The following is a 13,177-nucleotide window of genomic DNA, read 5'->3' on the forward strand; positions in this document are numbered from 1 at the left end:
AACAAATTGAGTGTTCTAACTCAGGGTAATTAAAATTGAAGTTTGGCTTTGTTTTCAATCATTAAGGCATCATGGCGCCAAAATTCTCGGTCGAACTCAAAGGCTGTGCCTTGCTGATCTCTAACGATTCGAGTGACCTTTAAGCCCAGAGCACCGTCGTAGGTGTCTAAGTGTTGTGCGATAGGGTTGAACAAGCAGCAAGACTCCACCGAGATATCGTAAAGCACTTTGTGATGTTGGTAGGTATTTTTAAGTAACATGCTGATAGACAGTGATAAATCATGCTTGTCTATGTCAGGTAAATGCTTGTTACTGAAGTTTAGGTCTTCGACAACCACAGCGCGACCATCCACAGAGCGGACACGTAAAATGCTAGTGAGGCTGGCTCTACCATCGAGCTCAAGTGCGGTGGCGATTTCTTTACAGGGCTTTTGTTTTTTCTGCTCAAGTAGCACGGTACTAGGCTGAAACCCTTGCGCTGTGGTGTATTGTAAGAATGAGGCATGCTGCATGGGGTCGTATTTCAATTTTCTTGGGCAGACATACCAGCCACTGCGGTTTTTACGGTAAATAAGCCCCATATTCTCAAGTTGCCCGAGCGCCTGTCTAAGTGTTGAACGGGCAATATCAAACGTTGCACAGAGTTCTCTTTCTGAGGGCAAGCTGCCCGTTAATTGCAGCTCTGTTATCTGTTTGGTTAGCACTTCACGCACTTGGGCGTAGGCAAAACTTTGGGTACTCATTTAGGGCTTTAATTCGCAAATTCACTTGGATTATTTATTGGTATCACATCAGTTAAATCTGAACAAGCGCTTATCTAAAAATAGATTTTTTGGTCCGTACCAATTTTTTAAATAATACATATTTCTGTCAATTCTCTGTAATAATTCACCGATAGTATTTTCGCCGTTCGTTACTTTGGTATGTACCAATTACTTTCGGGAATCATAATGAAAACTTTATACTCTACTGGCTTCACAAAACCATCTTTACTGGCGCTTGCCGTTGCAAGCGCGTTATCTGCACCTGTTTACGCAGAAGATGACAAAGCAAATAAAGACCAAGAAATTGAAGAAATCACAGTTGTTGGCAAAAGCGTGTCATACGCTAACAACGCAACGTCAGACGAAATGTTTAAACAGCAATCGGCTATGACCAGTGCGATGGCGATGATTGATAACCTACCGGGTGTACTAATCAACGAAGGGGATACATTTGGTTCTGATGATTGGTCAACAACGGTCTCAATTCGTGGCTTCCAGTTAAGTTTAGATGAGCAGCAAGTAGGTATTACCATTGATGGTATTGCTAACGGTAACTCAAACTACGGTGGTGGTGCTAAGGCAAACCGTTATATTGACACAGAAAACTTAATGGCTGTAGAAGTATCTCAAGGTACTGCTGACGTGGCATCTCGCTCAAATGAGGCACTAGGTGGTACGCTTAACTTCACCACCATTGATCCTGGCACAGAAAAGGCGGTCATTGCGAGCTTGTCATTAGGCAACTTCGATGCGCAAAAATATTACATGCGCCTTGAGACCGGCGAAGTATTAGATGACACATACGGTTGGTTCAGCTACTCAAATTCAAGTAATAGTGACTGGATCACAGGTACAGCAGAAAACAAGCGTGACCACTTTGCCGCTAAGTTTGTAAAAGGCATGGACAGCAACCTAGAGATTACCGCTTACCTTTCTTACGACGATGTTCACGAAGATAACTATCAGCGTGTTTCACTAGAGAGCTTTAAACAAAGCCCAGAATCAGATGGCTTATTAGGCGAATGGACGGGTGTACCGTACATTGACCAAGTGTATCGTCAAGGTTGGTCAACACTGCGTGAAAACCTATTTGGTTATATCGAAGTGGATACCATGATCGGCGAAGTTGAAGTAACAGCAAACGCTTATTTCCATAAAAACGAAGGCCGTGGTGACTGGGTACCACCTTATCTTGTCGATGTTACAAATGATGGTTCAAAAGGCCACAGTGAACTGGTTTCGGGCAAAACAGCCCAAGGTGGTAGCTCGCTAGGTAAAATCTACTTTGTTGATGCAGATGGCAAATCACTGACGCCTATTGCTGGCTGTGAAAGTTCAATCGGCTTCCCTTACGGTGGTGCTGATGCAGAATACGATCCTAACTGTTATGAAGACGGCGCTCGTCCTGTGGGGTCTTACCGCAATACACACTATCAAAAAGATAGATTCGGTATTAACGCAGATCTGACGTGGGAAAAGCAAATTGGCAATAACACCAATGTGGTTCGTGCTGGTATTTGGTATGAAGACTATGAGCGCTCAGAATACCGTGATTGGCACAAAATCATTGACTCTAAGAGCAGCTATGAGTTTGACCACACACCTTATTGGATCCAATACGACCGTACTTACCCTGTAGAAACCACCATGCTTTATCTTGAAGATTCATTCGAGATGGAAAGTGTGACAGTACGTGCAGGTATTAAAAAGTACCTAGTTGATTTAGATAGTAAAGACACTTACACAGGCACCACGAAAGCGGTGAACTCAGATTCAGATGTTTTATTGTCAGCAGGTGCGGTGTGGTACACCCCAGTTGATGGTTTAGAAGTATTCGCTGGCTATGCAGAAAACTTCGCTGCGATTAAAGACCAAGTGTTAGAAGCAGATGCATCAGCACTGGATAACGTAGAAGCTGAAACAGCTGAGAACATGGACTTTGGTGTGCGTTACGACAATCAAGACTTCAATGCCAGCATTACTTTGTACAGCATCGACTTCCAAAACCGCTTAACCTTCATTGCTCCGGGCTCTGATTCAGGCAACGACTACTTGGTTGGCACAAATGGCAGCTATATCAATACCGGTGGTATCGAGTCATCGGGTGTTGAAGCTTCATTAACGTACTACCCAAGCCAAGAGCTATCTGTGTATATGTCATACACCAGCAACAGCTCAGAATATACGGATGGTACTGTGGGCATCGCTGCAGGCAATACGGTATTTGGCTCAGTAGAAGACATGGCAGTGTTATCACTTGATTGGCAGTCAGAAGCTTACTCAGCAGGTATTTCGACAAAATGGCTAGGTGAGCGTTGGATGGATTCTGCCAATACTCAACGCATCGATGCATATGCGGTGAGTGACTTATATATAGGCGTTGATTTAGAAAACTTCGACAGTGCCCTAAAAGGTGCATCAATCCGCTTTACGGTGAATAACCTATTCGATAAGAGCTACATGGGTGGCGTAGCAGGAGGTTGGGGCGGTTGGATCGGCGCACCTCGTACTGCAGCGCTGAACTTCCAAACACGCTTTTAATCTCCAAACTGAGTAGTACAGGACGTGCTACTCAGTTTTTTGAAAGAACCTGAACTTTGGGTAAGGGAACTTCTATCTATCAAAGATTAAATACCAAATGTTTGAGTTAATTAGTTAACACAGAGCCTTATTTCATTTACTAATGTGATATAGGCTCTTTTTGCTTCAAACCATGCGAGTAGACAATGAAAAAACTGATTTTAGCTGCGGCAACGCTGTGTTCATCTGCAACCTATGCGGCAAGTAATGTGGTGGTCGTCACGATTGATGGGCTGCGCTGGCAAGAAGTGTTTTCGGGCGCGGATAGCAAGTTGATTGAGCATAAAGACTTTGTAAAAGAGCCCGCGCAATTAAAGCAGACCTTTTGGGATGAAAGTGCGCAAACGCGTCGCGAAAAACTAATGCCGTTCTTATGGCAAACTATCGCCAAACAAGGCGTTGTTGTGGGTAACCGAGCATTGGGTTCTAAAATGTCGGTTGCCAATGATTGGTACTTTTCATATCCGGGGTATAACGAAATACTCACAGGTCAGGCCGATCCAGAAATTGATAGCAATGCCCTTGAGAACAATAAAAATGTGACCTTTTTAGAGTGGCTTAATAACAAGCCTGAATACGGTCAAAAACTTGCGGCGTTTGGCAGTTGGGATGCATTTCCTTATATTTTCAATGAGCAACGCAGTGGCTTATATGTCAACGCGACATTCGATAGTTACCATATTCAACCGCAATCAGCCGAGATGGCATTGTTAAACGAACTTCAAGCGCAAACGCCAAGCCCTTGGCAAAACGTCAGAACAGATAGCTTCACTTATCGCTTCGCCAAGGACTATTTAACCCATATTCAGCCAAAAGCCATGGTGATTTCGTTGGGAGAAACCGATGATTTTGCCCATGAAGGCCATTATGACAGGTATTTGCATGCCACTAAACGCACCGATGCCTACCTTGAAGATTTATGGCACACCATTCAGTCGACTCCGGGCTATAGAAACAATACCACGTTATTGATAGTGACAGATCATGGTCGTGGCTATAACGCCGATGATTGGCAGCATCACGCCTCTAAAAAAGCGGTATCGGGCTATATGAAGAAGCTCAGTCATTTTCAGCAAGGCATTATAGGCGCCGATGAAATTTGGATGGCAGCCATAGGGCCCGACATCAAGCCACTCGGCGAATTAAAGGCGCACAAAGAATTTAAACAAGATCAAATTGCGTCAACGGCATTGACTATCTTGGGAGAAAATCCGCAACAGTTTAATCCGCAAGCAGGCAAAGCAATTAAAGAGATCATCAAGCTATGAATTTTAAACAAACACTAGCAACTGCCTTAGTGGCATTAAGTGGCTTTTCGGCCAATGTGATGGGCAATTCACAGGTCGATAAAATCTTATTTGGCTCTTGCAGTCACCAAGATAAAGATATTCCAATCTTCGATGCCATCAACAAAGAGCAAGCTGACTTGTTCGTGTTTTTAGGCGACAACGTTTACGGTGACACAGAGAACATGACGGTGCTTAAATCAAAGTACCATAAGTTAGGCATTAAACCGGGCTTTGCTCAGCTACGCGCAAATACGCCTGTGATAGCCATGTGGGATGACCATGATTACGGCGAAAACGATGCGGGTAAAGAGTATCCGTTTAAAGAAGCCTCTCGAAAAATTATGTTAGATTTTTGGCAAGAGCCGAAAGACAGCCCGCGCCGAAGCAGAGACTCAGGTATTTATACGTCGTATATGTATGGTGAAGAGTCACAGCGTGTACAGGTGATCATGCCAGACCTGCGCTGGAATCGTCCTGCGCTCAGTTCAATTGGTGAGTTTCGTTATTGGTTAAATAGTTTTTTTAACAATGTCGGGCCTTATCGTCCTGTTGATGAGACTACTTCTATGTTGGGCGAAGCACAGTGGCAATGGTTAGAGCAAGAGCTATTAAAGCCTGCGAAAGTGAAAGTGATCGCTTCAAGCCTCCAGCTTATTCCTGATTTTACGGGTTGGGAGAGCTGGGCGAACTTTCCTGCAGACAGAGAGCGACTATTTGACTTTATTGAAAAGCATAAAATTGGTGGGGTGATCATGATAAGTGGCGACACTCACTGGGGGGAGTTGTCAAAGTACCAAGCCAAACAAAACTATCCACTATGGGAAGTAACCAGCTCAGGACTTACACAAAAATGGAAAGATGTGAGCCCCAATAAGCACAGAGTGGGCGAGTCAACGTCGGATGTGAATTATGGTTTTATTGAAATAGATTGGCAGCAAGCAGATCCAAATATTGAGTTTGGCCTCAAGAATATCAACGGCGATGTGACTCACAAACAAAGCATGCCCTTGTCAGCGTTACAGTTTAAATAACACCAAGGAAAACGGTGATATGTTAGTTAGAAAACCAATTTGGGCACTGAGTTGTGCCCTTATATTCATCTCAAGCTTATCGGCATGTTCGTTACTAAAAAACTCAGAAAATACAGCCCAGTCAGATACAAATAACTCGCCAAAAATTAAAAATATTATCTTAATGATTGGTGACGGTATGGGTCCACAACAAGTGGGGTTGTTAGAAGAGTATGCGACTCGTGCACCGAACTCTATTTACCGAGGTGACAATAGCGCCATTGCTAAGTTGGCAAACTTAGGCGTCACAGGGCTGTCACTGCATGGGCCAGCAGATAAGCTGGTGGTTGATTCTGCTTGCTCAGCCACCCAGTTGGCAACAGGCGTTGCTGCGGGCAGTGAAATGATAGGCCTGAATCGTGCGGGGCATAAAGTGCCGACGATTTTAGAAAAAGCCAAAGGGCTGGGGAAATCGACGGGGCTAGTCTCTGATACCCGTTTAACCCATGCAACGCCTGCAGCATTCGCGGCGCACCTTATTCATCGCTCAATGGAAAATGAGATTGCTGAGCAGATGATCCAATCTGGGGTGGTTGATATTATGCTATCGGGCGGTTTGCGACATTTTGTGCCAAAAAATTATGCCTTGCCTGAACACCCCAAGGGCTTTGAAGCAAATTTAAAAGCCAGTGCACTTTCGCCGAAATCAAAACGTCGAGACGATAAAAACTTATTGGCTGAAGCAAGCAGTAAAGGCTATGAGCTTGCATTTAATAAGTCGCAATTACAGCAAGCACAAAGTACAAAGCTACTGGGGCTATTTGCCAATAGTGCGATGGCTAATGGTGTTGATACGTCTCATGGTCGTGTAAACGTTCAGCCAAGTTTGAGTGATATGACACAAACCGCCATCAGTACCTTGTCGAAAAACGACAAAGGGTTTTTCTTAATGGTAGAAGGTGGTCAGATTGATTGGGCAGGGCATAACAATGATGCAGGCACGTTATTGCACGAAATGATCAAATTCGATAATGCCGTCAATGCTGTGTTGGAGTGGGCAAAAGGTCGAGACGACACAATAGTGATAGTAACTGCAGATCACGAAACCGGTGGCTTTGGTTTTAGTTATAGCGGTGCAGACTTACCAAAAGCCGAGCAGCTAAATAACCATAAAAACGATGTTTATAAGCCAAAATTTAATTTCGGCGAGCTGAGTATTTTAGATAAGTTATATGCTCAGAAAAAAAGCTATGGCGATATTTGGTATGAAGCCAAAGGCAGTGCTTTTAAACCCACACCAGAAAAGCTCATAAAAACAGTAAATAAGTATAGCGAGTTTGCGATCAACCTTGATGATGCAAAGCAAATCTTAGCTGAGCAAAAGAACGCATTTTACCAGCGGGGGCATAAGTCGCTGGGCTTGAAAACAGCCAGTAAAATACATGACTTTGCGCCGTTTTATGTGTATTTAACTGAGCGCCCGCTCAACTTAATTGGCAGGGCATTGTCGAGTAAACAAAATATCGTCTGGTCAACGGGCACACACACGCATACGCCAGTAGGTGTGTTTGTTCTAGGGCCTGAAGCTTTGTCTAAGCAGTTTAATGGTCTGCATACGCATGTTGAGCTTGGCAAAAAAATGCAGCGCCTTTTAATGCATTAGTAGGCTAAGAACTTAAATTTGAATGAAAAAGCACACTTTTAAACAAAGCGAGATTATTTAGGGTGCTAAATTATTTCGCTTCTTATCTTCTAATTGCATCTATCTACTCAAGTTTTTACTAAACAAAATTGCATAATTAGTTTCGAAAATATGAGTTTCATTATTTAGTTTAAATCTATAGTAATTAGATTATTTTTGACTAAAAGAAAAAAATCACTCTATGTTACAATTTCTTGTAGTTAAAGTAGGTAAAAAGAATACAAGTATTGTTGAGTGAATTAAAAGCAAACTTGCGCCGCAGGGCTAAGTTTGATGTTGTTGTTATTGCTATTATTTTATTGCTTGGTTTTATTGTTTCTCAGCAGTTTGATTTTTTGGAATGGATTTACCAATCTTCAAGGCAATACGAGCACTATGAATTAGATGAGTTAGTGCCGACGCTACTTTTCGGAGTACTTGCGTTTGCTTATTTCAGCTATCGCCGTTGGCATGATGTTAAGCTCTTGAGTAAATATTTAGAAGAACAGTCTTTGACAGAGCCTGTCACCCACATCGCAAACCGTCGTGCCTTATTTGCTTTGTTAGAGCAGATAGCACAAGAGGAAAAACCACAACATGGCTTTATTTTAATATCAGTATTTGGGCTTGACGAGATCCGTAACAAGTTGGGCTTTATTACCGTAGAGCATATCGTAATTGAATTACTGTACCTATTGAATCAAGAACTTGAAGATGATCAGTTGATCATTGCTTGGCATACAGGTCAATTTATTGTGCATGCGCCAAATTATAACCAAGCTAAAGCACATTTATTGGCTGAGCGTTTGGCGCAAGCTAACAAGGCTGCGACACAAGCGATTTTAAGGAAGCTCCATATTCAATCGGCGAGCACCATTGTAAATCGTAAAACCAGTGAAGCTGAGCTGTTAGAGCGTTTAGAAGATAACTTGCTTGATTAGTTGATCTGGTTAAATAGCTTAGCTAGTGAGTTTGACTAGCTGAAAGCTTATTACAAGAATAGAAAGCCCCAAATAGGGCTTTCTCTGTATTTATAACTTAACTGATTCACCTTCATTCAACACATGCAGCGGAATGTTTGAATTCATCTTCTTATACATGTGCATTAGACGAAATAGTGCTGAGTGCGATGTTTTATCCCCCATTTGCCATGATGAATTACCATAACCCCATGGGATCATCACTTTACAATTTAAGTCGGCAGCTGCGATAAGCGCATCTTCTGGTGTGGTATGCACTTTTCTATACCATTTAGGGTGCTCTTCACTATGATAAGAGGCAATAGGTATTAAACACACATCCATATTCCCGTATTTACTAGCAATGTCTTTGAAGTGCGGTGAGTAACCAGTATCTCCGGCAAAAAATAACTTCTTACCTTGGTGCTCTAACACCCAACCGCCCCAGAGCGTGGCGTCGTGATCTTCATGAATAAAAGGCACCATAATACGGCTGCTGAAGTGATTAGCTGGAACAAAGTGAACATTCACTTCACCCACTTGCTTACTCGAATACCAAGCCATCTCTGTGATTTTATAACCGTCATTAGGAAAGTGATCAGCGAATCCAAGCGGCGTTAAAAATTCACTATTCTGACCTATATGGGAGAGGTCATCTTTTTTAAAATGATCATAATGAATATGCGAGTACATGATGGCATCAGTTTCAGCCAGCTCACTTTGCGTGAGTGTTGCATTGGGTGTACGACTAATATCAGAAACTAGGCTAAACGCCCAATTGACGGGCCAGTCAAAGTCTTCAGAAACCGGATCGAATAAAAACTGTTGACCATTTGATGTGTTAATTTTGAAGCTAGCATGACCGAGCCACTGTACTGAGAAGCCAGCGTTAATAGCTATTGTGGGATTGCTGCCAGTGAAAGCGCAATTTTGCATCTCAGCACTACATTCAATAACTGGGCTCGGCGGGTAACAATCTTTATCACAGGTGATTGGATAATCTTTAAAATCATCGTAAATATTTTTAAAGCGATCGGTATAGCCTTCTGTGGTCTTGTTTTTGACTACCGCGTTTTCTGGAATAAGAGTTTCAACCTGATTGCTAACAGAGCAGCCTGCTAATGTCGCTAAAGAGAAGAGTAATGCTAACTTCTTCATTAGATTTCCTTGTTATAATTTTTGGCCTGATTTTAACAGGTTTAACGAAACACTCTATGGTTTTAATGTAAGCAAACATAACGGGATAGGGGGAGTCTGTGTGTTTGATATGTAAATGCAATCTGAATGCTTACTTAGGTCGTACTGAAAATTATATTCAATAAAGTGCGAATTGTTATGTGTTTTAAACCTGTGTTGTTTGGAGTAGTGTTAATGACATCTTCGTCTGTGATAGCAGAAACTAAACTGACTTTACTTGATTGGTTTGTAGTTAATGACACCGTCATGGGTGGCCTTTCTGAAAGTCGTTTAGTTGTTGGTGCACACTCTGTAGAATTTAAAGGCGATGTGTCTTTGCGCAATAATGGCGGTTTTGCTTCTGTTCGTGCGCCATTTAATTTAGAAAATAAGAACGCTGAACAGTTAAGTGTTGTTGTAAAAGGCGATGGAAAGCAGTATCAGCTTAGGCTAAGAGTTGACCAATATCTTGACGGCCCAGCCTTTGTTTATAAATTTCAAACCTCAGTAAATAAAACACAAACACTTGTTGTCACAGAGGACGACTTTACGCTCATGTACCGTGGCCGTACTTTTTACGCTGACTATCAACTCAATTTTGATGATGTCAGATCTCTTGGCTTTATGATCAGTGAAAAGCAAGCGGGTAAGTTTTCCCTTGAGGTGCAGGCAATCACACCACTAGGAAAAATTTAGAGAACATTTATCGATTTTGCTTAATCAAACAGACCACCTAACCATGATGCAAATTTAGAGTAACGATCTGGAAGCACTTTACTTTCGATTGTGTTGACAAGTGTGCGGCTCCAAACACCATCCAAATTACCATTGGTTAAGTAGATAACAATGATGCTGTCGGTCATGTTTTCTTGAAAGAGCAATTTGACTCTCAGCACGCCTCCGCCATCATGACCAACCGCTTGCCAATTGCCAACTTCTTCATATTCCCAGCCTGAGGCGAAATAATTTTTTGAACCACTCTCTAACAGTGCAGGTTGCCATAAACTTTCAAGCAATGCTTTATTAACCAGCTCGCCATTGATTAATGCATAAAGAAAGACACTAAGGTCTTGAATAGTTGAATAAGCGTCAGAATGTACATTCGCATAGGTAGGGAATGTATATGGATTTACGTGTAACGCATCACCGCTATTTGGTAAATAAGCCGTCACAGATTGAAACGTCGTATTCATTCCCTTGATAAATGTATTATGCATTTTCAATGGCGTTAAAATTCGCGTTTGAACTAGTGTTGAATAAGACTGTTTAGTGATTTTCTCTAGCAGTAATTTAATCACTAAATAATTTGTTTGATTATAACGAGTGGCGCTATTTGGCTTAAATTGCAATGGCGTATTGCTCAGTGATTGAATGGCAGCATCAATGCTGTTTGGCGCAAAGACTTGCTTGTCATCATAGTCAAAATATTCAGGTAACCCAGTACTGTGGTTTAAAAAATGGGCTACGGGAATAGGTCGCCAAACTTTAGGTAGGTGCTCAAGATACTGGCCGATAGGTGCGTCTAAATTAACTTTGTTTTGTTCTACAAGCTGAAATAGCAAAGTGCTAGCAAACAGTTTGCTGAGCGAGAAAATCGGAAAAATGCTGCCTTTGGTCACTGGATTAGCATGAGATATATCCGTATCACCCATAGCGTGAGCAAATACCAGATTATTATTTTGCTTAACTAATACCGCTTGTGCCAATAAACCGTGTGCTTCGGCATTACTTTGCATTTGTAACGTAAGTGATTCTTGCAGACTATCGGTTTGTCTTGCACAGCCTAGCAGGAGTAACAAGAATAAAGCGCTTAAAGTGATTGTTTTCATTGAAGTTCATGCTCCTTGCAAAATAGCCCTGCGATTCTACTTTGTTTTATCGGAACAAAAAAGAGCCACATGATGAGCGGCTCTCTCTGAATGTTTATGTTGTTAGCGCAAACTTAAATAGCTCAAGACTTAGAAACGTACAACGGCCTTACCTGTTTGCGTAATGGTCACATCTGAATTTTGGCTACTACTTAAAATAAGGTTACAGCGACCATAACTTGGTTTAGCTATAATATTTGTCGGTAGTGTTGTGCGAGGCTCAAGATAAGCATCGCATCTAAGTTGGGCCTGACCATCACCTTTTAATGCCACTTCACTACGAGAAACGCCAACACTCTTTGGGGTATCTTTATCTAGCTTAACACTTTGTGTGATTGACGGGGTTTGTTGGTAAAGTCCAGCAATATCGGCCATCGCTTTTTGCTGTGCTTGCTCAGAGATATTTACGCCTGGTACATAATTGAGTGCCAGTAAAGCGCGTTTTGCATTTAAGAAATCTTTTTGATAAAGATACAGTTGCATCAGGTTTTGAATACATGGTACTGCAAATTCTTTTGGCAAATGCTTACGTAAGAAGTAAGCGCGCTGTAACTGCTTCTCATAGTTATGCCAATCTTGTAGTGCATAAAAATATTGAGATTTCAGCCAAGCAAAAAGCGCTTGTTCATTGAGGTTTTTAGTGTGGCTTTGCAGTTCTCCAAAGTGTTTGTATGCTTTTTCTAGTTGTTGAGCTTTAATCAGTTTGTCAATGACATCATAATCGCTAACAAACCCTTTAGAAGCACGATTATTGTTTGAGTTTGTAGTAGGTGCCGTTGAGTAAGTATAAGAGAAAAAGCGTGCCGCATCATGGGCTTTACCTTGGTAAGTAGCTGCTTCGAATTCTAGATTACCTAAGTATTTCTTGGCTTTTTCGGTCGTCGGCTTTACTTCTGAGTCGAATAAAACGGTTACTTCGCCTAATGAACCATCAGCTTTAACAATATAATTGACGAGCGTATAGCCTTCGTGGCGACTCAGCATAGAATCTGATTTGAATTGTGCGTTATTGTTTTCGATGACTTTGATTGGTGTGCTTGGTTGAGCTGATACGCTAATTGCAGAGCATAAGAAAGCAGTAACAGCGCAAAGTTTGAGTGTTTTCACAAATTAATCCCTATGTGTTTTGAATGCGAGTAAAAGCGCTATACCGAAAATAATATCAATATGAATCGTCTGAATAAATTATGGTTTTGCCATCTCTTGTAAAACACTTTTCACAAAAGGTGATTTTGCTTTGCCGTAGTCATCTTGCACAGTCAGCCCATCAGCAATAACTTGCTGTTTTGTCGCTTCGTACTGGGCACGCGCATCTGGGTTGTTGAGCATGTGCGTTTTAAAGTTTACTTGCTTTAAATGCTCCTCGCTGCCCAATTCAATGACATGTGCATGAACTTGAAAGGTTTCATTTTTAAAAATAACAGCAATATCTTTGCGAGGACGATTCTCAGGAAATGGTTTATTACTGTGTTGGTCGCTAAAACCACTACATTTTAAATGCTCGACCGCTTCAGTAAGTTGACCTGCTTTATACAATATTGAAATATCAATAATGCCTTTGCCCGCAACTTTAAAAGAACTAGACCCAAAATGAAGAAACTCGAAATCAGGATGAGCTAACTCTGCAATAACCGCTTGTGCAACGTCTAAAAATATTTCTCGCCAAGGATTAAAACTTGCTGGTACAAGTTGGTAAGGAATGAATACGACATTTGACATAGTGTATAAGCTCTTTTCTCAAAAATGCATTGTACATCATAAGGTTTGGGCGTGTTTATCTTTGAGGTATGGATTTTGTTCAAATCAAAGGCTTTCAATACGCGAAATGAGCTACGCAGCATAGGTTGCCC

General features: G+C 41.7%; 11 protein-coding genes. 6 read left to right on the forward strand and 5 right to left on the reverse strand.

Translation table 11 applies throughout. The features are described from left to right. Nucleotides 1-29: 29 nt before the first annotated feature. Nucleotides 30-743 (reverse strand): UTRA domain-containing protein, encoded by a 714-nt coding sequence (locus PP2015_RS04100; protein ID WP_058029069.1) that lies wholly within the window; start codon nucleotides 741-743, stop codon nucleotides 30-32. A gap of 207 nt (nucleotides 744-950) precedes the next feature. On the opposite strand from PP2015_RS04100, the gene PP2015_RS04105 reads away from it, so the two are divergent. The 5 genes from PP2015_RS04105 to PP2015_RS04125 all read left to right on the forward strand — a co-directional run bounded on the left by PP2015_RS04105 (nucleotide 951) and on the right by PP2015_RS04125 (nucleotide 8,265). Then, entirely contained in the window at nucleotides 951-3,305 is a 2,355-nt protein-coding gene (locus tag PP2015_RS04105; RefSeq protein ID WP_058029070.1) for a TonB-dependent receptor, read from the forward strand. A gap of 185 nt (nucleotides 3,306-3,490) precedes the next feature. Then, the gene (locus PP2015_RS04110) at nucleotides 3,491-4,612 is read left to right on the forward strand and encodes an alkaline phosphatase family protein (RefSeq protein WP_058029071.1); all 1,122 of its coding nucleotides are present in this window, start codon (nucleotides 3,491-3,493) and stop codon (nucleotides 4,610-4,612) included. 59 nt (nucleotides 4,613-4,671) lie between these two features. Beyond that, a complete protein-coding gene (locus PP2015_RS04115; RefSeq protein WP_227009206.1) occupies nucleotides 4,672-5,664 on the forward strand; it encodes an alkaline phosphatase D family protein in 993 nt (330 codons plus the stop codon). A 19-nt stretch (nucleotides 5,665-5,683) separates the two neighbouring features. Further along, nucleotides 5,684-7,306 (forward strand): alkaline phosphatase, encoded by a 1,623-nt coding sequence (locus PP2015_RS04120; protein WP_058029073.1) that lies wholly within the window; start codon nucleotides 5,684-5,686, stop codon nucleotides 7,304-7,306. Between the two features lie 266 nt (nucleotides 7,307-7,572). Continuing rightward, nucleotides 7,573-8,265, forward strand: a complete 693-nt coding sequence (locus PP2015_RS04125; protein ID WP_058029074.1) for a GGDEF domain-containing protein — start codon at nucleotides 7,573-7,575, stop codon at nucleotides 8,263-8,265. 90 nt (nucleotides 8,266-8,355) lie between these two features. Here PP2015_RS04125 and PP2015_RS04130 read toward each other — a convergent pair whose 3' ends face one another. After that, entirely contained in the window at nucleotides 8,356-9,441 is a 1,086-nt protein-coding gene (locus PP2015_RS04130; protein ID WP_058029075.1) for an MBL fold metallo-hydrolase, read from the reverse strand. Nucleotides 9,442-9,654: 213 nt separating this feature from the next. On the opposite strand from PP2015_RS04130, the gene PP2015_RS04135 reads away from it, so the two are divergent. Next, nucleotides 9,655-10,155: a CIA30 family protein gene (locus PP2015_RS04135; protein WP_128724682.1), complete on the forward strand. Its 501-nt coding sequence runs from the start codon at nucleotides 9,655-9,657 to the stop codon at nucleotides 10,153-10,155. A gap of 20 nt (nucleotides 10,156-10,175) precedes the next feature. On the opposite strand, the gene PP2015_RS04140 is transcribed toward PP2015_RS04135, so the two are convergent. From PP2015_RS04140 to PP2015_RS04150, 3 genes are all read right to left on the reverse strand, one after another. Further along, nucleotides 10,176-11,288 carry a serine hydrolase domain-containing protein gene (locus tag PP2015_RS04140; RefSeq protein ID WP_058029077.1) on the reverse strand — a complete coding sequence of 371 codons (1,113 nt, stop codon included), beginning with the start codon at nucleotides 11,286-11,288 and terminating at the stop codon, nucleotides 10,176-10,178. A gap of 129 nt (nucleotides 11,289-11,417) precedes the next feature. Then, complete coding sequence (locus tag PP2015_RS04145) at nucleotides 11,418-12,434, reverse strand: hypothetical protein (protein ID WP_058029078.1); 1,017 nt, start codon at nucleotides 12,432-12,434, stop codon at nucleotides 11,418-11,420. Between the two features lie 78 nt (nucleotides 12,435-12,512). Beyond that, on the reverse strand, nucleotides 12,513-13,046 hold the full coding sequence (locus PP2015_RS04150) for a GrpB family protein (protein WP_058029079.1): 534 nt from the start codon (nucleotides 13,044-13,046) through the stop codon (nucleotides 12,513-12,515). Between the last annotated feature and the right edge of the window lie 131 nt (nucleotides 13,047-13,177).

It is taken from the genome of Pseudoalteromonas phenolica (assembly GCF_001444405.1).
GTDB lineage: Bacteria > Pseudomonadota > Gammaproteobacteria > Enterobacterales > Alteromonadaceae > Pseudoalteromonas > Pseudoalteromonas phenolica.

Bases quoted from the DNA above. Each gene is read 5' to 3' on its own strand.
- PP2015_RS04130 (WP_058029075.1), bottom strand. From the start codon at position 9,441: ATGAAGAAGTTAGCATTACTCTTCTCTTTAGCGACATTAGCAGGCTGC.
- PP2015_RS04120 (WP_058029073.1), top strand. From the start codon at position 5,684: ATGTTAGTTAGAAAACCAATTTGGGCACTGAGTTGTGCCCTTATATTC.
- PP2015_RS04100 (WP_058029069.1), bottom strand. From the start codon at position 743: ATGAGTACCCAAAGTTTTGCCTACGCCCAAGTGCGTGAAGTGCTAACC.
- PP2015_RS04135 (WP_128724682.1), top strand. From the start codon at position 9,655: ATGACATCTTCGTCTGTGATAGCAGAAACTAAACTGACTTTACTTGAT.
- PP2015_RS04110 (WP_058029071.1), top strand. From the start codon at position 3,491: ATGAAAAAACTGATTTTAGCTGCGGCAACGCTGTGTTCATCTGCAACC.
- PP2015_RS04140 (WP_058029077.1), bottom strand. From the start codon at position 11,288: ATGAAAACAATCACTTTAAGCGCTTTATTCTTGTTACTCCTGCTAGGC.
- PP2015_RS04150 (WP_058029079.1), bottom strand. From the start codon at position 13,046: ATGTCAAATGTCGTATTCATTCCTTACCAACTTGTACCAGCAAGTTTT.
- PP2015_RS04105 (WP_058029070.1), top strand. From the start codon at position 951: ATGAAAACTTTATACTCTACTGGCTTCACAAAACCATCTTTACTGGCG.
- PP2015_RS04115 (WP_227009206.1), top strand. From the start codon at position 4,672: ATGGGCAATTCACAGGTCGATAAAATCTTATTTGGCTCTTGCAGTCAC.